Origin of the sequence: Clostridium sp. D53t1_180928_C8, from assembly GCF_015667795.1 — a bacterium.
In the GTDB taxonomy this organism is placed as follows: Bacteria; Bacillota; Clostridia; order Clostridiales; family Clostridiaceae; genus Clostridium.
In genome coordinates this window covers 106,244-131,230 of record NZ_JADPEL010000001.1, presented here as the reverse complement: position 1 = coordinate 131,230, position 24,987 = coordinate 106,244, and the positions used below count along the sequence as shown (strand labels likewise).

General features: G+C 29.3%; 21 protein-coding genes and 4 tRNA genes. 5 read left to right on the top strand and 20 right to left on the bottom strand.

Features of this window, described 5'->3' with window-relative positions; translation table 11 throughout:
* Nucleotides 1–32 precede the first annotated feature (32 nt).
* The 3 genes from I4V51_RS00585 to I4V51_RS00575 all read left to right on the top strand — a co-directional run bounded on the left by I4V51_RS00585 (nt 33) and on the right by I4V51_RS00575 (nt 2,107).
* Nucleotides 33–959: a patatin-like phospholipase family protein gene (locus I4V51_RS00585; RefSeq protein ID WP_195986387.1), complete on the top strand. Its 927-nt coding sequence runs from the start codon at nt 33–35 to the stop codon at nt 957–959.
* Nucleotides 960–1,088: 129 nt separating this feature from the next.
* Nucleotides 1,089–1,574 (top strand): permease, encoded by a 486-nt coding sequence (locus I4V51_RS00580; protein WP_195986386.1) that lies wholly within the window; start codon nt 1,089–1,091, stop codon nt 1,572–1,574.
* The gene (locus I4V51_RS00575; RefSeq protein ID WP_195986385.1) at nt 1,571–2,107 is read left to right on the top strand and encodes a permease; all 537 of its coding nucleotides are present in this window, start codon (nt 1,571–1,573) and stop codon (nt 2,105–2,107) included. The genes I4V51_RS00580 and I4V51_RS00575 overlap by 4 nt, the downstream gene beginning before the upstream one ends.
* Before the next feature lie 64 nt (nt 2,108–2,171).
* Here the strand turns inward: I4V51_RS00575 and I4V51_RS00570 are convergent, their stop codons facing one another.
* The 4 genes from I4V51_RS00570 to I4V51_RS00555 all read right to left on the bottom strand — a co-directional run bounded on the left by I4V51_RS00570 (nt 2,172) and on the right by I4V51_RS00555 (nt 6,209).
* Nucleotides 2,172–3,371, bottom strand: a complete 1,200-nt coding sequence (locus tag I4V51_RS00570; RefSeq protein WP_195986384.1) for a PAS domain-containing sensor histidine kinase — start codon at nt 3,369–3,371, stop codon at nt 2,172–2,174.
* Nucleotides 3,372–3,533: 162 nt separating this feature from the next.
* Nucleotides 3,534–4,043 (bottom strand): hypothetical protein, encoded by a 510-nt coding sequence (locus tag I4V51_RS00565; protein WP_195986383.1) that lies wholly within the window; start codon nt 4,041–4,043, stop codon nt 3,534–3,536.
* Between the two features lie 186 nt (nt 4,044–4,229).
* On the bottom strand, nt 4,230–4,799 hold the full coding sequence (locus I4V51_RS00560; RefSeq protein ID WP_195986382.1) for an ANTAR domain-containing protein: 570 nt from the start codon (nt 4,797–4,799) through the stop codon (nt 4,230–4,232).
* Between the two features lie 96 nt (nt 4,800–4,895).
* Entirely contained in the window at nt 4,896–6,209 is a 1,314-nt protein-coding gene (locus I4V51_RS00555) for a glutamine synthetase family protein (RefSeq protein ID WP_195986381.1), read from the bottom strand.
* 365 nt (nt 6,210–6,574) lie between these two features.
* Between I4V51_RS00555 and I4V51_RS00550 the strand changes: the two genes are divergently transcribed.
* Together I4V51_RS00550 and I4V51_RS00545 are read left to right on the top strand one after the other, a co-directional pair.
* The gene (locus I4V51_RS00550; protein WP_195986380.1) at nt 6,575–8,668 is read left to right on the top strand and encodes a glutamine synthetase III; all 2,094 of its coding nucleotides are present in this window, start codon (nt 6,575–6,577) and stop codon (nt 8,666–8,668) included.
* A gap of 210 nt (nt 8,669–8,878) precedes the next feature.
* Nucleotides 8,879–10,570: an ammonium transporter gene (locus I4V51_RS00545; RefSeq protein ID WP_195986379.1), complete on the top strand. Its 1,692-nt coding sequence runs from the start codon at nt 8,879–8,881 to the stop codon at nt 10,568–10,570.
* Nucleotides 10,571–10,618: 48 nt separating this feature from the next.
* On the opposite strand, the gene I4V51_RS00540 is transcribed toward I4V51_RS00545, so the two are convergent.
* From I4V51_RS00540 to I4V51_RS00465, 16 genes are all read right to left on the bottom strand, one after another.
* On the bottom strand, nt 10,619–11,980 hold the full coding sequence (locus tag I4V51_RS00540; RefSeq protein ID WP_195986378.1) for a nucleobase:cation symporter-2 family protein: 1,362 nt from the start codon (nt 11,978–11,980) through the stop codon (nt 10,619–10,621).
* A 56-nt stretch (nt 11,981–12,036) separates the two neighbouring features.
* Complete coding sequence (locus I4V51_RS00535; RefSeq protein ID WP_195986377.1) at nt 12,037–12,501, bottom strand: hypothetical protein; 465 nt, start codon at nt 12,499–12,501, stop codon at nt 12,037–12,039.
* Between the two features lie 114 nt (nt 12,502–12,615).
* Nucleotides 12,616–12,691, bottom strand: a tRNA-Lys gene (locus tag I4V51_RS00530).
* A 5-nt stretch (nt 12,692–12,696) separates the two neighbouring features.
* Nucleotides 12,697–12,773: transfer RNA gene (locus I4V51_RS00525), tRNA-Arg, on the bottom strand.
* A gap of 124 nt (nt 12,774–12,897) precedes the next feature.
* Nucleotides 12,898–12,971 (bottom strand) — tRNA-Gly (locus I4V51_RS00520).
* Between the two features lie 74 nt (nt 12,972–13,045).
* Nucleotides 13,046–13,120: transfer RNA gene (locus tag I4V51_RS00515), tRNA-Glu, on the bottom strand.
* 97 nt (nt 13,121–13,217) lie between these two features.
* Complete coding sequence (locus I4V51_RS00510; protein WP_195986376.1) at nt 13,218–13,805, bottom strand: nucleotidyltransferase family protein; 588 nt, start codon at nt 13,803–13,805, stop codon at nt 13,218–13,220.
* 67 nt (nt 13,806–13,872) lie between these two features.
* A complete protein-coding gene (locus tag I4V51_RS00505) occupies nt 13,873–16,158 on the bottom strand; it encodes a molybdopterin cofactor-binding domain-containing protein (RefSeq protein WP_195986375.1) in 2,286 nt (761 codons plus the stop codon).
* Between the two features lie 2 nt (nt 16,159–16,160).
* Entirely contained in the window at nt 16,161–16,619 is a 459-nt protein-coding gene (locus I4V51_RS00500; protein ID WP_195986374.1) for a (2Fe-2S)-binding protein, read from the bottom strand.
* Nucleotides 16,609–17,406 carry an FAD binding domain-containing protein gene (locus I4V51_RS00495; RefSeq protein WP_195986373.1) on the bottom strand — a complete coding sequence of 266 codons (798 nt, stop codon included), beginning with the start codon at nt 17,404–17,406 and terminating at the stop codon, nt 16,609–16,611. The genes I4V51_RS00500 and I4V51_RS00495 overlap by 11 nt, the downstream gene beginning before the upstream one ends.
* A gap of 75 nt (nt 17,407–17,481) precedes the next feature.
* A complete protein-coding gene (locus I4V51_RS00490) occupies nt 17,482–18,798 on the bottom strand; it encodes a nucleobase:cation symporter-2 family protein (RefSeq protein ID WP_195986372.1) in 1,317 nt (438 codons plus the stop codon).
* Between the two features lie 267 nt (nt 18,799–19,065).
* Nucleotides 19,066–20,100, bottom strand: coding sequence for an XdhC/CoxI family protein (locus I4V51_RS00485; protein ID WP_195986371.1), 1,035 nt, complete (start codon nt 20,098–20,100; stop codon nt 19,066–19,068).
* A gap of 191 nt (nt 20,101–20,291) precedes the next feature.
* Nucleotides 20,292–22,442, bottom strand: coding sequence for an ornithine decarboxylase (speC, locus tag I4V51_RS00480; protein WP_195986370.1), 2,151 nt, complete (start codon nt 22,440–22,442; stop codon nt 20,292–20,294).
* A gap of 216 nt (nt 22,443–22,658) precedes the next feature.
* Nucleotides 22,659–24,185 carry an AMP-binding protein gene (locus I4V51_RS00475; protein WP_195986369.1) on the bottom strand — a complete coding sequence of 509 codons (1,527 nt, stop codon included), beginning with the start codon at nt 24,183–24,185 and terminating at the stop codon, nt 22,659–22,661.
* Nucleotides 24,178–24,741 (bottom strand): 4'-phosphopantetheinyl transferase superfamily protein, encoded by a 564-nt coding sequence (locus I4V51_RS00470; protein ID WP_195986368.1) that lies wholly within the window; start codon nt 24,739–24,741, stop codon nt 24,178–24,180. Before I4V51_RS00470 ends, I4V51_RS00475 begins: the two co-directional genes overlap by 8 nt.
* A complete protein-coding gene (locus I4V51_RS00465; protein WP_195986367.1) occupies nt 24,728–24,973 on the bottom strand; it encodes a phosphopantetheine-binding protein in 246 nt (81 codons plus the stop codon). The genes I4V51_RS00470 and I4V51_RS00465 overlap by 14 nt, the downstream gene beginning before the upstream one ends.
* Between the last annotated feature and the right edge of the window lie 14 nt (nt 24,974–24,987).

The following is a 24,987-nucleotide window of genomic DNA, read 5'->3' as shown; positions in this document are numbered from 1 at the left end:
ATATTAATTTAAATATATTAGGTGGTGAGTAAATGAAAGCAGATATAGTTTGTGAAGGTGGAGGAGTAAAAGGAATTGCATTATTAGGAGCAATTTATTATCTTGAAGAACAAGGCTATACATTTGAACAATACGCTGGTACATCTGCTGGTGCTATAGTAACCTCCTTATTGGCGGTAGGATACACTGGAAAAGACTTAAAAAATATGCTTTTAGATCTAGATTTTAAGGACTTTTACGCAAAAAACAACTTAACTCTTTTACCATTTTTAGGTCCTACAATAAGCTTGTTTAAAAACAAAGGATTATTTTCCGGTAATAATATAGAAAATTACTTAAATAAATTATATAAAGCCAAAGGAAAGAGTAAGTTTAAAGATATAGCTGTAAATGGTGTTAGTCCTTTAAAGGTGATTGCTTCTGATGTAACAAATAAAAAATTACTAATTCTTCCTGATGATTTAATAAATTATAATATCGATCCATTAGATTTTAGTATTGCTAAAGCCGTCAGAATGAGTATTAGCATTCCTTTTTATTTTAATCCTGTAATTCTTAAAAACGGTAAAAATTCAAGTTTTATAGTCGATGGAGGACTTCTAAGTAATTTCCCAATATGGCTTTTTGATGTTGAAAATAATCCACGTTGGCCTACATTTGGACTAAAACTCATTAGTAATGGAGATTTAAAAACGGTACATCCAAACAAAAGTAATTTAATAACATACTCTTGCGATGTAATAGATACAATACTTACTAAAGATGATGAAGCATTTTTAAACAATAAAGATTCAGTTAGAACTATTAAAATAAGAACATACGATGTTGGGATTGTAGATTTTGGAATTTCTAAAGATGAATACTTAAATTTATTTAACTCCGGATATAATTCTGCTAAAACATTTCTTGCAAAATGGAACTTTAACTCCTATATATCTAGATATAGAAGTTTTGTATAAATTCTTATACTATTTTTAATAGTACTGTTACTGAAAAATAAATTTAAATAATAGTACTATTTTTCTCCTACATTAGTACCTTTTTTTACTAATCATAGAATATTATTAAATTAGTTTTAGGAGGTTTTTATGACATCAATCATCTTATATAGCTTATCTTTAATTTTATTAATAATTTCTTTTTTAAAGGATAAATCAAAAACCAAAAAAGCTATTATTTTAGGTTTAAAATCATTTGAAAATATAATGCCTCAATTTCTTTGTATAATAATAACGGTTGGCATACTTCTTTCATTTTTCACTACAGATACAATATCTAAAGTACTAGGAAATAACTCAGGTTTCTTTGGCATTATGCTTGCTGATATTATAGGCTCTATTACGATGATGCCTACTTTTGTTGCTTTCTCTCTTGGTCACACATTACTTTTAAACGGTGCTGGATATGCTCAAGTTGGCGCTCTAATTTCTTCATTAACATTGGTTGGTATTATGACATTCACTCTTGAATCTAAATATATTGGTAAAAGAGCTGCATTCTTAAGAAATTTAATTGCATTCCTGTTCTCAATTTTTGTAGGAATTATTCTTGAAAGGATTATGATTATCATATGAATATTGTAATAAAGATATTTAAAAGATATAAAAATTTTTTTCTTTCCTTATTAGTACTTATAATATTATCATTTTTTAGTAACTCTATCTTAACACAAACTATAAACACCGCTACATCAAGTATATTACAAATGCTGTCTGTTCTTCCACCTGTAATGATTTTATTAGGATTAATAGATGTATGGATTCCTAGAGAACAACTTGTAAAATATATGGGGAATAAATCTGGAGTAATTGGTATTCTTTTATCTATGCTAATAGGATCAATAGCTGCTGGACCAATGTACGCCTCCTTTCCTTTTACTGCAGTATTAATAAAAAAGGGAGCAAAATTTTCTAATATAATTATTTTTATGAATGCCTGGTGTCTAACTAAAGCTTCAACATTATTATTTGAATTCTCAGCTCTAGGATATAAATTTACTTTATCTAGATTATTGATAGATATACCTGGTGTATTAATAATGAGCTACTTTATTAACTTATTAATGCCCAAAAATTCTCTAGATGAACTTTATAATAAATATAATTAAAGTTTGAATATCCCTCTGCCTAGTAAATCAGAGGGATGTTCAAACTTTAATTAATTATTTATTTTCAACTATATATATCAGAAAATTCAATACTACATTTTTCAACCTTAGATTTTGTTAAATCACTAATCTTCTTATTCCTTGTTTCAACTTGTACTATAGGTAATTTTATAGTAAATTTACTACCTTCATTAATTTTACTCTCTACATAAATATCACCTTTATGCATTTTGACAAGTGACTTAACAAGTGATAATCCTATTCCACTCCCATTAAATCTTCTAGTTAATTTATTATCAACTTGAGCATATCTCTCAAATATTGTATCAAGTTTCTTTTTAGGAATTCCTATTCCATTATCTGTTACTGATATATAAATATTATTATTATCTTTTCCTATATTAACATATATTTTACCATTTTCTTTTGTATACTTAATTGCATTAGATAATAGATTTAATATTATTCTTTCTATTTTATCTGGATCACATGCAATTATTTCCTCTTCAACTTCAGTATCAAATATAAGCTCTATACCTTTATTGTTTACATACTCTAAAACAGACATAGTAATATCTTCAACAACACTTATAATATTATAATTACCTAATTGAATATCATAATACCCATAATCCATTTTACTAATATCAATTATATTGTTGACTAATCTAAGTAGCCTATAGCAATTTTGTCTAATAGAATTCATGTATTTATTTAAATTTCCCTCATCAGTTGATATAATATTTTTAACTTCAATATTTTTATTTATAACTTGCATTGTTGCTAATATTATGTTTAGCGGTGTTTTAAATTCATGTGATATATTAGAAAAAAATTCACTTTTTATACTTTCTAATTCTATTGCCTTTTCATAAGCAATTTTTTCCTCTATTATATTTTTTTCCTCAGTTATATCTCTAGCAGTTAAAATGTATACTTGCTTCTCTTTAATAAACCGGCAATTACATTCTCCCCATCTATAGTCGCCATTTTTACACTTAAATCTAACTTCTAATCCCCTAACTCCACTGAATATAACTTCGCTTGATATAGCATTCAAAATAGATTTTAAATCTGATGTGTGAACAAACATACTCCACTCATGTGCAAGTAATTCTTTTTCGCTCCACCCCAATACCTCACTACAATATTTACTTATCTTTTGAGCCTTACCATCCTTCCCTATAATAGCCATAAAATCTACTGAAATTTCAAAAAAATATTCTAAATCACTTTTCCCATTAACCGATATAACTGGTTCCATCCTTATATTTCACCCCCTGAAATCTTTTGAAATATTAAGTATTAATTCAAATTTATTCCATTATTTATATTCTACTATTTTTACCTCTTAACTTCAACCTTTTTTTACCATTTACACTTTATACTTTATATTATTTTACAGTTAATTGTAACTAATTTTTTTCTATGTAATTTTCAAATTAAATTTTTCAGCCAATTTACTGTATTCATCACATACCCACTTTTCCCTATAAAAGACAGGAAATTTTTGATTATAATTACCCCATATAGTAAATGGTTTTTTCACAAAATATATAGTAGAAAATAAAACTTCTTTACATGTTATTCTTGTTATGAAGGGAATACTTTCTAATGTTAAGTTAAAATAAACTCCACTTATACCATTCTCATTTTCAAATTTTTTTATAAACATCTTATCTTCACTATTTATAAATTGTTTTAATTTTATCTTTTCATCTTCTTCTAAATTGTTATAATAAAAATCAACATATGAATTTTCTATACCATTTAACTTTACAGCTTCTTCTAAGAAACTAATCATACTTTTCTCAAAATCATAAGAATTATCTGATTCTAAAGTTTTATTTTCAAATCTATTAATCCCTTCTGTAATATTATTAAATCTAATTTCAACATTATTTTCAAATTCATTTTCATCAATTTTAATTAGCACATAATCACTCCTATATTTTAAATTAAAACTATACTTTTTTATTTTTAAACTCAATATTAAAAATGTTTTCATATAATTTATTTAAATATCTTCTTTAATTATACAAGAAAAATAAAATTATAAATATGTTTAATTTTATAAAAAAACAGCGGATAGATTAATATAAATCTCTCTGCTGTCTTTAATTTAACTTTCATATGTCCGTAGTATTCCTTCTGCAATAGACCTTTTCGTTGATCTCATATCCATAGCTTGTTTTTCTATATATCTATGTGCTTCTGATTCTGTCATGTTTAAATATTGTATTAATATACATTTTGCTCTATCTATCATTCTGATATCCTCAATTTTTTGTAGCAGCTTATTATTTTCCTTTTTTAATTGGCACATTTTATTATAAGTTGCATTAGCTATTTTTAATGCACTCCAAAATATAGTTCTATTCATAGGTTTTGATATAGTAATTACACCATCTCTCTCTACCTTTTCACTTACCTCATCATAAACCTCCGATTTAACAATCAAAATAGCTTGACCTATTCCTGTTGATACTATATTTCTGGCAAACTCTTCCCCAAATTCATCTATAAGTGGTGCATTTATAATACATAAATCAAAATCTCTTTCAATTAAAAGTCTTCTAGCTTCCCCACCATTTTTCGCTGTAACAATATCTCCATAAGAGTTTTGAGAGAGCACTTCAGTAAAAAACTCCATTCCTTTTCTACTGCTAGATACTATTAAAATGTTGTCCAATAAATCGCCCCCATTATTATAGTTATAAGTTAGATATTTTTAATAAAATCTATCTAAACTATATTACCTAACTAAACTATACTTCTTCTAAATACCTTATATATATTCAAAATATTTTCTTTTTATCTTTTCTTTATCATATGCATTAAAATTCTCTTTAAGTTCAATCTCCTTTAATTCAATATATCTATTTAATACATCTTCTCCAATTATCTCTCTTATAAATTCACTAGTTTTAGCAATATTTAAGGCTTCTTCAAGATTTTCCGGTAATTTTTCTATTTTTTTCAATATTTCATCACTTGCAGTATATAAATTTTCATTTATCGCTTCTGGTAATTCTATTGAATTTTCGATTCCATAAAGCCCTGCCCCTATAATTAATGAAAAAGCAATATATGGATTTATTGATGAGTCTGGTGATCTTAATTCCATTCTTGTTTTTTCTCCTGTTGCTGCTGGTATCCTAATTAATTGAGACCTGTTTTGATGAGACCATGATATATATTTAGGAGCTTCAAACTTTCCAAACCTCTCATATGAATTAACTAAGGGATTTAAAAACGCAGTTATTTCTTTAGCCTTGCTTAATATTCCCGCTATGAATCTCTGAACATTTTCTTGTTCAAATTTATTATTTTCAAATATATTAGCACCATTCTTTAACAAAGATAAATTTATATGAAGCCCATTTCCACTCTCATCAGCAATTGGCTTTGGAAGAAAAGATGCAAAAAGTCCATTTCTTGTAGCTATTGCCTTTACTACTGATTTAAATGTTATAAAATTATCAGCAGCTGTAAGAGAATCACTATATTTAAAATCTATTTCATTTTGCCCTGGTCCTTGCTCATGATGTGAACTTTCTGGTCTTATTCCCATTTCTTCTAAACACAAACATATTTCTCTTCTTATATTTTCACCTTTATCTATTGGTGCTATATCAAAATATCCCCCTTTATCATGTGTTATCATTGTTGGTTCACCTTCTTCATCAGTTTTAAATAAATAAAACTCACACTCTGTCCCTATATAAGGTGTATATCCCTTAACTACACATCTTTTAACCATATTTCTCAATATCTCTCTACTATCATAAATAAACTTTTCCTTTTCAGGTGTTTTTATATCACAAAAAAATCTAACAACTCTTCCTTGTTGTGGTCTCCAAGGCAAAACACTCAAGGTGCTTGGATCTGGAAATAATAATAAATCAGATTTAGAAACATCTGCAAAACCTTTAATCGCAGACGCATCAAATGACACCCCTTCTTTAAATGCTCTTTCTAATTCATTAGGCATAATAGAAATATTCTTTTGAGTTCCTAAGAGGTCACAAAAAGCTAACCGTATAAACTTAACATCATTTTCCTCAATAAATTCTAAAACTTCTTTAACTGCATATGTCATATCTCTTCCCCCTGTTAATTATAAATAATATATATTCAAACTTTATAAAATTTTTTATAATCTAAAAAAAGACGCTCATCAAATAATTTTTAGAGTCTTTAACTATTCACAAGAAAGTTTTATCTTATGATTAATAAATATATCTAAAAAACATCTGATGAACGTCTTTGTCCATTTGTAACATTATACAATATAAACATTTTTTTATCAACATTAAGCATTTTTAAAATAATTTTACTTTTTTTCAAAAAACTATTTACTTTTTTTATCTTCAAGAATATAATACTTACATAAACAGCAAAGGCGCTGTGGACTATTTTAAAGTCCACGGTGCCTTTTTTTTATTTTAAAGGGGGCTATTAAATATGAAAGATATACCAAATTTATTTGGAAGTTTAGTTTTTAACGATAGTATTATGAAAGCAAAATTACCTAAAGAGACCTATAAATCACTTAAAAGCACAATTCAAGCTGGAAAACCTCTTGATTTAGAAGTTGCCACAGTTGTTGCGAATGCAATGAAAGATTGGGCTATAGAAAAAGGGGCAACTCATTATACTCATTGGTTCCAACCTATGACTGGTGTTACTGCTGAAAAACATGATAGTTTTATTACACCTGATAAAGATGGCCATATAATAATGGAATTCTCCGGTAAAGAACTTGTACAAGGTGAACCTGATGCTTCAAGTTTTCCATCTGGAGGACTTAGGGCTACTTTTGAAGCTAGAGGCTATACAGCTTGGGATCCAACTTCATATGCATTTATAAAAGATGGTACTTTATGTATTCCTACTGCATTTTGCTCTTATAGTGGAGAGGCCTTAGATAAGAAAACTCCAGTTTTACGTTCAATGCAAGCTTTAAATAAACAAGCACTACGTATTTTAAAATTATTTGGAAATACTACTGTTAAAAAGGTTATTACAACTGTTGGACCTGAACAAGAATATTTCCTTGTTGATAAAGAAATGTATGAAAAAAGACCTGACTTGGTTTTCTGTGGAAGAACTTTATTTGGTGCAAGACCTCCAAAAGGTCAAGAAATGGAAGATCACTACTTCGGTACTATTAAACCAAGAGTATCAGCTTATATGAAAGAATTAGAACAAGAACTTTGGAAGCTTGGTGTTTTAGCAAAAACAAAGCATAATGAAGTTGCCCCAGCCCAACATGAACTTGCTCCAATCTTTACTACAACAAATATTGCAACTGATCATAACCAACTTACAATGGAACTTATGAAATCTATCGCTAATAAACATGGATTAGCTTGTTTACTTCACGAAAAACCTTTTGCAGGTGTAAATGGTAGTGGTAAACACAATAACTGGTCACTTTCTACTGATACTGGTGCTAATCTTTTGGAACCTGGCGATACACCTTCTGAAAATGCACAATTTTTATTATTCTTATCAGCTGTTATTAAAGCTGTTGATGATTATCAAGATTTACTACGTGTATCAGTTGCAAGTGCAGGAAATGATCATAGATTAGGTGCAAACGAAGCTCCTCCAGCAATAGTTTCTATGTTCCTTGGCGATGAACTAACAGAAATTATTACAGCAATTGAAAATGGCACAAACTATATAGATAAAGGTAAGAGCCAAATGGAAATCGGTGTTCGTGTATTACCAAAATTCTTTAAAGATACGACTGATAGAAATAGAACTTCTCCTTTTGCATTTACTGGTAATAAGTTTGAATTTAGAATGTTAGGATCTACTTTCTCAATAGCAGGACCCAATATTGTATTAAACACTATTGTTGCTGAAGAACTTAAACAATTTGCAGATATACTTGAAAAAAGTAGTAACTTTGATGAAGACTTAAATACTCTTATAAAAGATACTATTAGAGATCATAAAAGAATAATATTTAATGGTAATAATTATAGTGATGCTTGGGTAGAAGAAGCTGAAAAGAGAGGATTACTAAATTTAAAAACTACTCCTGACGCTCTTCCTTACTTCATTCATACTAAAAATATCGAATTATTTACTAAACACCATGTATTTTCTGAAAGTGAATTATATTCAAGATATGAAATTTTAATGGAAAACTACTGTAAAACTATTCATATAGAAGCCTTAACTATGATTGATATGGTAAAAAAATATATAATTCCTTCAGTTTTAAGCTACCAAGGAGAAATAGCTAAAATAGCAAATAGTAAAAAACAACTTAATCCAAATCTTAAATGCGAATTAGAAGAAAAACTACTTTCCAACTTATCAAGACTTGGTAATTATCTTTACGCAAAACTTGATACTTTAGAAACCTCTGTATTAAATGCAAAAACTCATTCTGATTTGCTTGAAAGTGCAAAATATTATAGGGAATCAATATTTATCAATATGCAACATTTACGCGGAATAGTTGATGAGCTTGAAACATTAATAGGTAAAGACCATTGGTCTCTTCCAACTTATTGTGAGCTTTTATTCAGTGTTAACTAAATAATATAATACACAATGGCGTGTAATTTACATTAAGAAATTCCTACTGTAAATACACGCCAATTGTTTTATAAAAACATTTAAATTCAATAAAAGTTATAAGTTTTAGGAATTATTTAGAAGTAATATCATACTGTCATTGTTATACAAATAATTTAATTACTTACTTTAAACACCTAACTTATAACTATTTTAAAGGGGGTTATATTTATGTATTCAGCATTAGACACAATTTGGACTCTACTAGGAGCAGCATTAGTATTTTTCATGCAAGCAGGCTTTGCAATGGTTGAAACTGGATTTACCAGAGCTAAAAACGCCGGAAATATAATAATGAAAAATTTAATGGATTTCGCTATAGGAACTGTAGTATTTTGGTTTATAGGTTTTGGACTTATGTTTGCAGGTGATGGTTCACTTATAGGTGGTATTGATTTATTTATCCAAGGTGATTATAGTAGTTCAATTCCAACCTTTGCTTTCGTTATATTCCAAACTGTTTTTTGTGCCACTGCTGCTACCATCGTTTCTGGGGCCATGGCAGAAAGAACTAAGTTTTCATCTTATTGTATATATAGTTTAATAATTAGTGCATTTATTTATCCTATTTCTGGTCATTGGATATGGGGTGGTGGTTTCTTATCACAAATGGGCTTTCACGACTTTGCCGGCTCTACTGCAGTTCATATGGTTGGTGGTGTTGCTGCCTTAGTTGGTGCAAAAATTCTTGGTCCTCGTATAGGAAAATATTCTAAAGATGGTACAGTCCACGCTATTCCTGGTCATAGTTTAACTTTGGGTGCTTTAGGTGTATTTATTCTTTGGTTTGCTTGGTTTGGTTTTAATGGTTGTTCTACTGTTTCAATGACTGGTGATGAGGCTATATTATCTGCAAGTACAATTTTTATGACTACTAATATTGCTGCAGCAACAGCCGCAGTGGCTGTTTTAATAATAACTTGGATTAGATATAAAAAACCTGACGTTTCTATGACATTAAACGGTGCATTAGCTGGCCTTGTTGCTATTACAGCAGGTTGTGACATGGTTAATCCTTTTGGAGCTTTCTTTATAGGTCTTATTGCTGGTATCGCAGTTGTATTTGCAGTAGAATTTATAGAAAAGAATTTGAAAATAGATGATCCTGTTGGTGCAATTTCTGTACATGGTGTTTGTGGCGCTCTTGGTACAATATTAACTGGACTTTTTGCAGTTGATGGTGGTTTATTCTATGGTGGTGGCTTTAAATTTTTAAGCACACAAATATTAGGTGTATTATGTGTTATAGCTTGGGTTATATTTACTATGGCCATTGTTTTCCTAGCTATTAAACACACTATAGGTCTTAGAGTTTCTCCAGAAGAAGAGATTGAAGGACTTGATAAAAAAGAGCATGGTCTTGAAAGTAGTTATGCAGACTTTATGCCTATAACATCAACTTTGGCTAATATTGATTTAACTGAAGTCTATACATCAACTATACCAGATAATTCTACCTTTGATAATACAGATACAATTCCAGTTGTTTATAACACCTCTAAATCTAATGCAAAATTCACTAAAGTTGTAATATTAACTAAACAAGATAGATTCGAAAGATTAAAGTTAGCTTTAGATAAATTAGGAATTACAGGTATGACTGTAACTAGTGTTTTAGGCTACGGAATGCAAAAGGGATCTACCGATTTCTACAGAGGTGTTCCTTTAGAAGTTACATTATTACCACAATTAAAGGTAGAGATTGTTGTATGTAAAATCCCTGTAGATACATTAGTTAAAGTTATTAAAAAAGCTCTATACACTGGTAAAATTGGTGATGGTAAGATATTTGTTCAAGATGTAGAAAATGTAATTAAAATAAGAACTAATGAAGAAGGATATGATGCTCTTCAAGATGAATAATAAAATTAAGACCTGTATTATATGATACAGGTCTTAATTTATATATAACTATTTATTATAATCTAATAATTTAATATTTTTATTCTTTATTAATTCTTTAGGAAGAACTATATTTAGTATTGTTGCAGTTACAAATCCACCTACTATAGCTTGACTAAACATATTTTGAAACCATTGAGGTAAATATTGCATAACTTCTGGACAGTAACTTAACCCCAACCCAACCGCACATGATGCTGCTACTATAAGACCTGTTCTATCTGAAATCTTTCCATCTTCAATTAAAAGATTTAATCCACTAATACTTATCATGGCAAACATTAAAATTACAGCTCCACCTAACACGCAGTTAGGTATTGATGCAACTATAGCTCCAAGCTTAGGTACAAAAGCACATAATATTAAAAATATAGCACCTGTCATTAAAATAAATCTATTAACTATTTTAGTCATAGCTACAAGTCCTACATTTTGACTAAAAGATGTATTAGGCATAACACCAAAAAGAGTTGCAAATACACTTCCAAATCCATCTGCATGTACAGCTCCCTGTAACTCGTCATCAGTAATATCCCTTCCTAGCCCACCTACTGCAATTCCAGTATTATCACCTATAGTCTCAACTGTAGTTGCTAAGTATACTAATATAAAAGGTACTATTGCTTCTATATGAAAACTATATTCTATTCCATCAATCATAAAAATAGGCTTTGGAATTGAAAACCATGCTGCTTTTGATATTTCTGAAAAATCTACCATTCCCATAAATATTGATATAATATATCCAACAATAATACCTATTAATATTGCTGATACACTTAAGAATCCTTTTGAAAATTGTTTAAGCAAAACAATAACTAAAAAAACTATTAATGCTATTGTTATATTTTTTATAGAACCAAAGGTAGGATCTCCTTGCATGCCAACCCCACCACCAACGAATTGTATACCTACACCAATAAGTGAAATTCCTAATATCAATACAACAGTCCCAGTAACTGCATGTGGTAATATTTTTCTTAGTGGTTTTATTATAAATCCAAGTAAAAATTCAATTATTCCACCTATAAGTGATGCTCCCATGATAGCTCCATATCCAAATTGAGTTCCTACACCTAAGCTTACTGGAATAAATCCAGAGCTAGTTCCCATAACAACCGGTAATCCAGATCCAACTTTCCAAATAGGATAAAGTTGAATCAAAGTTATAAGACCTGCTACAAACATAGCATTTTGAAGTAATGTAACCTTAATAGCCATATCCATATTCAAAACACTAGTGACAACAAGTAATGGTGCTAAATTTCCAGCATACATCGCAAGAACATGTTGCATTCCCAATGGAATTGCATCACCCAACGGCACTTTCCCTTCTAGCCTGTACATATTTTCCTTTTTATACTCAGACATATTTCTCCCACCTTTTTATAATATGCTTACTAATTTCTATTCAGTGGTTTGTAAATTTATGAATTATTTTTGTTATCATTCTCTTCTTTTTTAGATTGTACTTCTTCATTATTTAATGTATTAAAAGCTTGAAGCCTCATTGCATTAGCAATTATGCTTATCAAATATGAACTTGCAACATTTTGGTATGCTGTTATATCATTTTTTTCATCCCTATAAATATTACTTAATTCCTTCACATATGTTCTTCGTAATGCAACTATCCACAATAATATATATCCTAATAAAACTAACTTTTGACTAAATAAAAATGCTTCTTCAGAAGTCTTCCCTGTATTGTTTCTATTTTGTGCATCTAATATATCTAAATTGGCAGCATATATATAATTTGAATAACCAGCCACTAAAAAAGCAACTCCTACTTTCTCCATATTAGCTAAACTAACTTCAAACTCTATAATATACTTATCTATTTTTTCTTTTTCATACTCATATTCTCTATCATAATCTTTACCCTTCATCTTATCTCCCAAAAAAGCAATTCATAATATAATATGAATTTACATTTCATTGGTCAGTATTATGATTCAAAGTTTTTAAAAGCAAAAAAAAAGAAACTCTACTGAGTTTCTTTTTGGTGGCTTACCGGGGAATCGAACCCCGGACACCTTGATTAAAAGTCAAGTGCTCTACCGACTGAGCTAGTAAACCAAATATGGTGCGTGTTAAGAGATTCGAACTCCTGGCCCACGCCTTAGAAGGGCGTTGCTCTATCCAGCTGAGCTAAACACGCTTATTAAACCGTTATTAACTTCGCATTACTTCGTCAATTTAGTCACTATACTCCTCACTTATTATATATAAGCTATGGTGCTCATTCCTCATTTCCTGTACTGCTCGTTCCTAACATTTTAAAATGGAGCGGGTAGTGGGAATCGAACCCACCTTTCCAGCTTGGAAGGCTGGAGTATTACCGATATACGATACCCGCATTAATGACACTCTAAATCTTCGATTTAGTTAGTGGAATTTACTCAACAAAGTTGAGATTCCTTTTAGTCAAAATGGTGACCCCTAGGGGAATCGAACCCCTGTTACCACCGTGAAAGGGTGGTGTCTTGACCGCTTGACCAAGGGGCCTTGCGTATGTCTTAGTGACTACTTTTTGTATATTACAGTGTTTTTAGACAAAAGTCAACACTATTTTAAAAACTTTTTTAGATTTTCTTAAATGTTCTTAATGTAAACATTTTATATTAGATATTTTTATAAATTCTTCCCTTGTATCTATATCAAATAATTCAATATCATTATCAATATTTACTACATTTAAATCATTTAAATGCTCCTTTAGTATTTGTCTTCCCCCATTATCTCCTTCTAATAATAATAATTCATCAATATATTTTTTTGAAAAGATAACTGGATTACCTTTATTATTTCCACATCCAACACAAACTATACCTTTTTCTCCATTAATAAAATTATCTAATAATATTTTTAAAGTTTTTTCTGTAATAAATGGCTGATCACATACCATAAACATATATCCATCAGCTTCTTTATCGAAATTTATTCCCAATTTTATAGAGCTTGAAATTCCTATGCTACTGTTAGTATTCATAATAACAGTAATATTAGTATTTAATAATTCTTTCTTTATTTCTTCATATTGAGTTACACATATTATTTTATTAACTTCTAACTTAGTAATATTATTAACTATATGCATATATATTGGCTTATCTTTATATATTGCTAATAATTTATTTCCTTTAAACCTTTTACTATTTCCAGCCGCTAATAAAATTAAATTTATCTTCATATCCTAACTCACCTCTTCAAAATTATTTTAATAAAAGTGAAGCCTAAAAAAGACTTCACTTTTATTATTACATATTATCATTTAACATTCCCATAACTATTTTTTCTGATGTTATTGGTAATGCTCTTACATTCACCTTAGTTGCATTATATACTGCATGTGCTAAAGCTGGAGAAGGTGTATTAATAACTATTTCCCCTATTGATTTAGCTCCAAATGGTCCTGTTTGTTCATAACTTGATTCAAACTCAACTCTTATATTTCCAACATCAAGTCTTGTAGGTATTTTATATTGAAGGAATGAGTCATTTCTCATTTTTCCTTTTTCATTATAAGTAATATCCTCATAAAGTGCCATTCCAATACCTTGAGCAATACCACCTTCTGCTTGAATTCTTGCTAGGTTAGGGTTTACAACTGTTCCACAGTCTACAACTGCAACATAATCAATTATATCAACTTTTCCAGTTAATTTATCTACTTCTGTTTCAACAATTCCAACCATAAATGGAGGTGGTGAAACCTCTGAATAATGTGATTCACTTTCACTTATAGTTCTAAATCCACCAACTAAGGTATTATTAGCTATATCAATTAATGTTATTTCTTTTTCATCTTCTATTGAAAATACTTTTTCACCATCAAACTGTAAATTTTCAACTGGACATTTTAATGCCTTTGATGCCTCTTCAATAATTCTCTTTTTCATTTTTTCACAAGTTTTTATAACTGCTCCACCTGTTATATATGTTGTACTAGATGCATAAGATCCAGTATCATATGGACTTTGATCTGTATCAACACCATGAACTATAATATTATCAACATCACATTCTAAACAATCTGCTGCCATTTGAGCTAATATTGTATCACAGCCTGTACCCATATCAGCTGCACCAATCATCAATGTATAGAACCCATCATCATTAAGCTTAATCTCAACTGCTGCTGTATCTATTGATGATATACCTGAACCTTGCATAGCCATAGCAACACCAACTGATCTTACTTTTCCATTCCCCATATCTCTACATGGGTATTTATTATCCCAATCTATCATTTCCTTTGCTCTAGATAAACATCTATCTAAAGCGCAGCTATTTGCAGGTTCATTATAGTACGCTGGCATTATTTCACCTTCAGCAACCATATTCATTTCTCTTAATTTAATAGGATCAATATTTAATTTATCCGCTAATTCATTTACAGCAGATTCTAATGCAAATAATCCTTGAGTAGCTCCATACCCTCTATAGGCTCCTGCTCCCATAGTATTTGAATAAACAACATCATATTCAAATTTATATGCTTTTGCTCCGTTGTAAAGAGGCATTGATTTATGACCAGCCAATCCAACAGTTGTTGGTCCATGATCTCCATACGCACCTGCATTAGATAAAGTATACATATAAATAGCCTTAATTATACCATTCTCATCAGAACCTACCTTAACCTTAATTTCCATCTCATGTCTTGGACTACCATTAGTCATACTTTCTTCACGAGTATAAACCATTTTAGCTGGTTTTCCAGTTTTCATCGTAACTATAGCTGGAAATATTTCTGCAACAACGCTTTGCTTCGCTCCAAATCCTCCACCGATTCTTGGCTTAATAACTCTTATTTTTGATTTAGGCATATCTAAAGCATTTGCTAATATACGTCTTACATGGAACGGAACTTGAGTTGCACTTGTTATATTTAATCTTCCATATGTATCTAATTCAGTAAATGCTCTAAAAGTCTCCATCATAGCTTGGCTATTTGCTTTAGTATGATAAGTTTGCTCTATAATATGAGCACATTTACTCAATTCTTCTTCAACATTGCCATATATAAAATCACCCTTTGAACATATATTTCTATTTTTATCTACATTAATCCAATCATTTAATGCAATAAAATCATCTTCAGGATGAACTATAACCTCATTATCAATTGCTTCTCTAAAATCTAAAACAGCATCTAAAACTTCATATTTAACTTTTATTAAATTTAAAGCTTTATTAACCGCCTTTTCATTCTCACCTGCAACTATAGCAACTGGGTCTCCAACGCATCTTAATCTTTTATCTAAAATCAATCTATCATATGGGCTTGGTTCTGGATAAGATTGTCCTGCTGTTGTAAATCTTTTTTGCGGTACATCTTTATATGTTAAAATACACTCTATTCCAGGTACCTTGCTAGCAATTGTAATATTAATATCTTCAATTAATGCATGTGCATGAGGACTTCTAAGCACTTTTACTATTAAACAGTTACTTGGAGCTATATCATCTGTGTAAACCGGCTTCCCTGTAAGTAATGACATTGCATCCTTTTTTCTTATACCTTTATTAACGTACTTCATTTTTAGTCCTCCTTTTTAGCTTCTAAAAAGTTTTTTATAGCTCTTAATTGGCTCATATACCCTGTACATCTACAAAGATTACCTACCAAATAATGCTTAATTTCATCTTCCGTAGGATTTGATAACTCTTTTTTCATAGCTAATACATTCATAACAAATCCTGGACTACAGAAACCACATTGCTCTGCTCCCTGGTCTGCCATAAATGCTCCAAATTCCTCTGCCTCTTCTTGTAACCCTTCAAGTGTTGTTACCTTTTTTCCATTTGCTTTCATTACAAGAGTACTACATGATAAGACTGGTTTTCCATCTAGATGAACAGTACATAATCCACAATTTGCAGTTTCGCACCCTCTTTTTACACTAAAAAATCCTTTGCTCCTTACATAATCAATTAATAACATATCTGCTTCTACATTATCTTGAAAAAGTTTATTGTTTATCCATAGTTTAATTTCCATAGTTTCCTCCTGTAATTTCACTTATTGCTCTATTTATAAATACTTTTGCTAGTATTTTTCTATATTCCTTACTTCCCCTCATGTTACTATCAAATTTAATATTTTCCATAACATAATTAACTACATCATCAATTTCATTTTGTGTAGGAACTTCACTTAAAAGTTCGGCTGCATTTATGTTAATAGCCTTTTGTGGTCTAGCTCCAATTACAATATTCCATCTCTTCTCTACTCTAGAAGCTGCAACTGCTAAAGTTGGAATATCCGTAGCACTATTTCTATGTGTTAAATAAGCTGCTTTTCTATTATCTTTCTTTATTATTACCCTTACTAAAATATCATTATCATAAGGCATATCTCTGTATTCAGTTAATGGTATTATTCCACCATTAAAAAGTTCTACATATGTTTCTAATGCTAATAATGAAGTTAATATGTCAGAAAATCCAAAACGTGAGTAAATACTACCTCCTATAGTGGCGCAATTTCTAAATTGAACTCCTACAATATGTATTAATGACTTTGAAATAATTCCATCAAAATAAGAGTTTAAATTCTTATCAATTTCTAATTGTCTTAATGTACACATACATCCTATTTTAAAGCACTCTTCATCTTCCTCTATTTTATCTAAACCTAAGGCTGATAAATCAATGGCATTTTGAATATTTCTTCCACCCATCTTAAGCCAACCTATTCCCCCTAAAACAACATTGTTCTTTTTTTGGTTTAATTCATACGCTTGTTCTAAGCTTTCTGCTACTACATAATTTCTAATCGTAAACAAATTATTCTCCTCCTATAAACTCAACAAAGGGGCTATATATCATTATTAGATATAAGCCCTTTTTTTATAAAAATTTTATACATTTACTAGTTCACTTTTTTCTTTATCCTGTGGTAATACTAAGTTTAATACAGTTGCTATAACAAATGTCATTATTATACCATTTTGTGCAAATATATTACTAACCCAAGTTGGTAATTGCGCTAAAGCTTCTGGAACATTACCTATTCCAACCCCAATCCCTATAGCTAATGCAACTATTAATCCATTTCTACCATCTAATTTTTCTCTAAATAATGATTGTAATCCACTAACAAATATCATTGCAAACATTATAACAGCAGCTCCTCCAAGAACTGATTGTGGCATTACCGAAAGTATTGCACTTAATTTTGGAAAGAATCCTGCTAAAATTAAAAATACAGCTCCTGTCATAATTACAAATTTATTTACAACCTTAGTTACTGCAACAAGTCCAACATTTTGGCTAAATGAAGTATTTGGTGCAACTCCAAATAAAGCCGCTATAAAACTTGAAACACCATCTGCAACAACCCCTCCAGCTAACTCCTTATCTGTAGCTTCTCTTCCAAGACCACCTACTGCAATAGCAGAAATATCTCCTATTGTTTCTACTGTAGTTGCAATGTACATTATTGCCATTGAAATTATTGCATCTAATCTAAATTCAAATCCCATAACAAATGGTCTAGGTAAACTTATCCATGCTGCTTCTTTTACAGCTGTGAAATCAACCATTCCCATAACTATCGATAATATATATCCTACTATTATTCCTATTAATATTGCTGATGTTTTTATAAACCCTTTTGTGAAATTTTGTAACACTATTATTACTAAAATTACTACTGTTCCTACTATTAAATGATTTTTAGAACCAAAGTCAGCAGCTCCAGCTCCACCTGCAAAATACTTTACTCCAACAGGAAGTAATGAAAGTCCTATAGATATAACAACTAAGCTTGTTACTATAGGTGGAAATAATTTTCTTAATGGTTTAATAAAGAATCCTAAAACTATTTCTAATAAAGCACCAACTAATGAAGCTCCCATTATTGCTGAATATCCATAAGTAACTCCTATAGCTTTTTGTGTACCTATAAATCCTGAGCTTGTCCCCATAACAACAGGCAGACCGCTTCCAACCTTTAAAATTGGATATAATTGAATTAAAGTTGCAACACCTGCTACAAACATTGAGTTTTGAATCAACATTGATTTAGTTTCTAATGGAATATCTAAAAGTCCACATACTATTATTAACGGTGATACATTTCCTAAAAACATAGCTAATACATGTTGAATCCCTAATGGGATAGCTTGTTTTAAAGGTACTCTTCCTTCTAATTCATAAACACTTCCAGTTTTCATTATATGCCCCCCTATAAATAGCAAAATATTTTCACGAACAATATTTTTATTTTATTTGAAAAATGTACGTTTTTTTATTTACAGGATGATTTTATCATATATTTTGAATTATGTGTATATTTTTCTATTTTTTTTACACTTTTTTTGTTTTTTTTATTTTTTTAACTCTTTTCCCCTATAAACACAAAAATTAAAGACAAACTTCAATTAAAAAGTTTGTCTTTATTTTTTTATATCTAAACTATAATTCAAAGGTATTTTTCGTGTTTATTTTATATATTCAAAAAATACCTTTATTGTACCCCCACATGCCATACCAAGTTTTGCCGCTACTGAATTTGATAAATCATAACTTTCTATATGTGATTTTTCTTCCTTTATTAACTCTAAAGCTTTCTCATAAGCTGCATTTTCAACAACTCCACCACCAATAGTTCCAATAAAACTACTATCATCTTTAACAAGCATTTTAGCATCAATGCCTCTTGGTGATGATCCTCTTTTATCTAAAATACTTACTAATATTTTTTTTCTATTCTCATAAACAATATCATTTAGTATTTCTTCATCAATAGTAGATAAATTTTTACTATTTTTCTCTTGAATAATTTGCGCCATAATACTTACTGATATTTCTGCTGGAGTTTTAGCCCCTATATTAAGCCCAATTGGAGCATTTACTTTATTTATTTCTTCTGTAGTATATCCCTTTTCTAATAACTGTCTTATTGAATTTGCAACTTTAGCCTTACTTCCTATCATACCCAAATATCTAAAGTCATTTTTTAATATCTTTTCAACACAATCCTGATCTGCTCTATGTCCTCTTGTAACAACAACAAAGTATGAATTTCTATTGAACTCTATTTTATCTAATGCATCATTAAAGTTATCACAGATTATATTATCAACCTCTGGAAATCTATTCTGGTTAGCAAATTCTTCTCTATCATCAATAACAGTAACATTAAAATCTAACATTTTTGCCATACTTGCTAATGATAATGCAATATGTCCCCCTCCACAAATTACAAGGCTAGGTTTTGATATAATATTTTCTATTATAATTTCAAGCTCTTCATTAATCCTTAATATTTTTCCACATTCATTAAAATTAATTTTTTCCACAATATTTTTGTAAAAATCTATATCATCTTCATTTTCACTTATTACTTCATTATTAACTATTAATATTTTCTTTCCAAATAGCTTGTCCTCTTTATCTCTTATAATAGTTGCTATATAAATATTCCTATTATTATTTAATTCATCTTTTACTCTCTTATAAAATCCCCTATTCATATTTTCACCTCTTGTAAATTTTGTATATAATTATATTTTATATCAAATTTAATTTATTTCTACAAAAAACATTACATTATTTTAAGACAAAACTTTTATGGTAATTCAGCCTTTAAATTTCACAAAAAAACTCCGCTCTAAATATATAGAACGGAGTATATCATTAATAATTATATCTTTTTATTATAAATTTACTTATCTAAAACATATCCATAAGCTCTTACTTTATTATCCTCTTTTTCAAGGTAAACACCTTGAATTTCTGGGGCAAAGCCTGGGAATTTATTTATTCCTTCTTCTAAAATTAAGAAGTACTTTTGAGCTACAATATTCCATCTCTCACCAGGCACTACGCAAAATACTCCTGGTGGATAAGGAAGAGCTCCCTCTAATGCAATTTCTCCAACAATATCACTTAAAGGTACTAACTTAGCATTATTTCTCTTAAGCTCTATATTAGCCTCATTAGGATTCATAACATACTCTGGTAGTGAATCTCTTCTAAATAATAATTTTTGATAAGTCTTTGCATCATTTTTCTTATAGAAATCATGCATTTCTTGGCATAGTCTTCTTATTGTATAACCTTTATATCTTTCTTCATGCTTCTCATAAAGCCTTGGTAAAGCTTCACTTAATGGCGCATCATCTTTTATAAGATTTTCAAATCTAACAAGATGATCTACAAGCCCTTTCATTTTAGATGTAGTTTCTGCTGGTGTTAATAAGAATAATATTGAATTTAAATCATTTTTTTCTGGCACTACTCTATGATCTCTTAGATAATTTGCCAGTATTGTTGCTGGTATACCAAACTCTTCATACTCACCAGTTTCTACATCTATTCCTGGAGTTGTTAACATAAATTTATTAGGATCTACAAAATATTGATTTTCTCCATAACCTTCAAATGAATGCCACTTTTCTCCTGGATAGAACTTAAAGAATTCAATATCATTAGCTATTTCTTCTGTATCAAAATCCTGCCATGGCTTTCCCTTAACTACTGGTGGGATAAATGGCTTTAATAATTCACATCTTTCTAAAACATCTTTTCTCGCTTCAACTCCAACTTTTATGCAATCAGCCCAAAGTTTCCTTCCTGCTTCTCCATCTTGCATTCTTGCATTAACATCTAAAGCTGCGAATAATGGATAGAATGGACTTGTTGAAGCATATAACATATATGCATTATTAAATCTCTTATGATCCACATAACGCTTTTGACCTTTAAGATGGCTATCCTTCTTATGAATTTGAGATGTTTGTGAAAATCCTGCTTGTTGCTTATGAATAGATTGTGTAACTAATATTCCTGGATCTTCTGGTTTTAAATCTAATAATAAGGGTGAGCAATCTCTCATCATTGGAATAAACTGTTCATATCCTACCCATGCAGAATCAAATAATATATAGTCACAAAGATGCCCTATCTTATCAACTACTTGTCTTGCATTGTATATAGTTCCATCATAAGTCCCAAGCTGAATAACAGCTAATCTAAAAGGTCTTTTTTCTTTAGCTTTTTTATCATCAACCTTAGCTGCTTCGCTTCTTAAATATTTTTCATCAAAACAATGAGCATCTATTCCACCAATAAAACCAAAAGGATTACGTGATGTTTCTAAATATACAGGTTTTCCTGCACTTGAAACTAAAGCTGAATTATATATAGATTTATGATTATTTCTATCAAATAAAACTAAATCTCCAGGGGATACTATTGCATTTATTACAACAGAATTCGATGTACTTGTTCCATTCATTACAAAATACGTCTTATCGGCATTATATACTTTTGCTGCATAAGTTTGAGCTGACATTGCTGGCCCCTCATGTATTAATAAATCTCCTAAATCAACATCTGCATTACATATATCTGATTTAAATATATTTTCACCAAAAAACTCATACATCGCTCTTCCAGCAGGATGCTTCATAAAATATTGTCCTCCCTGATGGCCTGGACAAGCGAACTGTAAATTTCCTCTTCTTGAATATTCACTTAATACATCAAAAAATGGTGGCAACATTTCTTCTTCATATTTATCAGCTGCTTTATTTACTTCCTTACTAAATATCTCTTCATTTAATTCATTTATATTTAATATCTTATGTACTTTACTTTTAATTTCATCATTAATTTCATCTGTTTCAGCTAAAACAAATATAGCTATCCCAAATCTTGTATCATATATATCATTGATACTTTCTATATCACTTTCATTAACTACAGCCGCTGCTACATCAGTATAATCAGTTGTACCAACTTCTATAGTTTCCCTATCTGTGAAAAAATAATTTCTAGTTCTTTCGGTACAAGCAATTTTTAATGATTTCATGCCTATTCCCCCTATCTTTTTAGTTTATATATTTATCTTTTACTTAATCTAAAAAATATATTTATAATATATTTTATTAATTAACATCCTAATTATATAGTTAGCATATTTCAATGTAAATGATATAAATTAATATAATTAAAAATAATGTTAAATTGTATTTTATATTTCTACCAATTAACTAAGGCTGCCTTTTAAAGACAGCCTTTAATAATATTATTTATTAACATATTCTCTTTTTATCTTCTTTGATGTAGTCTTATCAAATTCTGTTTCTCTTATTTTAAGAGTAGTAATTCTTTTATAAATAGGAGTTTCAGCATTATACCTATCAATAATACTCTTAATTTCTTCTTCAACATTTTTAATTTTCTTCTTACTTAAGTAATCATAGTTAGGGAATATTTCAGCCTTTATTCTATTATTCTCTTCACTAACAATTATTTCTTTTATCATTCTATTTATTGTTAGTTCATTTTCAATTTCTTCTGGTGATACATTTTCTCCATTGGCTAAAATTATCAAATTTTTTCTTCTTCCTGTTATATAAATATAATTGTCATCATCTATATACCCTAAATCACCTGTTTTAAGATATCCATCAATTAATGTTTCTTCTGTTTCTTTAGGCATCTTATAATATCCCATCATAACACTTGATCCTTTAACATAAATCTCTTCATCTATAATCTTTGCCTCACAATTAGATATAAGTTGTCCTACTGATTCTTTTTTTACCTTTCCAGGTAAGTTAGTACTTATTACAGGCGAACACTCTGTCATACCATAACCTTGTATTATATCTATTCCAAACTCTTTAAACCCATCAATAAATTTAGGATTTAAATATGCTCCTCCACTAAAAATTTTTTTTAGATTTCCTCCTAACGCAGCTTTTGCTACAAATTTCTTAGGCAACATAACACTTACATCTATAAGCTTATCATATAAACCTTCAATTACCATTGGAACAAGACACATAATCTCTGGCTTAAATAACTTCAAATTTTTAGATACTCTTATCATAGAATCATTTATACATATACATAGACCACAATATATGCCCTTTAATATATCCATCGTAAAGCAAAAAACATGATTTATAGGTAATACTATCATTGAAACTGTTCCTGGCTTAAGCTTCATATCAACTGAAGTTACATTATCAGTAAGATTCCTATGATTAAGCATTACCCCCTTACTTTTTCCTGTAGTTCCCGAAGTAAATAATATTGTACATAACTTTTCATTATCGATATCTATATAAAAATCCCCTTTATTTTCTTTCATTAGCTCATTTAATGATAAAGCAAAATCAAGATTAGACTTTTCTGACATTGAAACTATAAACTTTATTTTAGGACATTTACTTTTTACAACTTCTGCAACATCTAATCTATTATTATCATATATTAATACTTCTGCATCAGACCTTTCTATAAGATTACATACGTCATTTACTGGTAACTTATCATCTATTGGTACTATTACTCCTCCCGAATTTACAACTCCAAAATAACTTATAATCCACGGATAAGATGTTGACCCTATCATCGCTACATGTTTTCCTAAAACATTTAATTTATTTAATACATTGCTTACTATTTCACTATCACTTTTTAAATCATTATAAGTTTTACTTTCAATTTCATTTTTACTTATCTTATATTTAAAAGCTATATTATTACCATATTCTTTAGCCGCATAATTTATAATGTCCCTCATATTTTTAATACTATCCATTACATGCCTCCCAAGCTACAGATATTATATATTCTTTATTGTTTACTTTTATTTTTTCTTGTCTAAACTTAAATCCACTTATATTACAATAAATTTTCCCTTCTCTATTGTTAATATTAAATTCAATGTTTCTCATTCCATAAGATAATCCATAACCAATACTCTTAATAAAAGCTTCCTTTAAACTCCAAAGCCTAAAAAAATACTCTTCTTTTTCATTATATAAACTCATAATTTTTTCTTCTGATTCAGTTAATGCTTTTTTTATAACATACTTATTAATACTTTTTATATCCTCTATATCAATACCAATCCTATTTCTACTTACTCCACATACAACAACCTCATTGCAATGACTTATACTAAAATTAAAAGGACTTTTTTCTAAATATGGTTTACCTCTTAACCCATATTTATAATTTAAGTCCTTTTTCTTAAAGTGAAACTTTTCTATTAACTTTTCTTCTAATAAATTAGTTGCTTCTATATGAAGCTTTTTACTTCTTTCTATCTTAGAAAACTTCTTATCTATATAAATATATCTATACCAATACATTTTCTTCTGTAAAACTACTTATATAATCTAATAAATCTGCAACTGTAACAAGTTTTAGTATATCTTTTTCATCTACTTCTACATCAAACTCCTCTTCAACAGCTCCTATTATGCTCATAAATTCATAAGAATTAATTCCTAAATCATCCGCTAACCTTGTTTCTAAAGTAATATCTTCTATATCTATGTCTATATATTCATCTAATATATCTTTTACCTTATTAAATATCATAATTTAACCTCCTA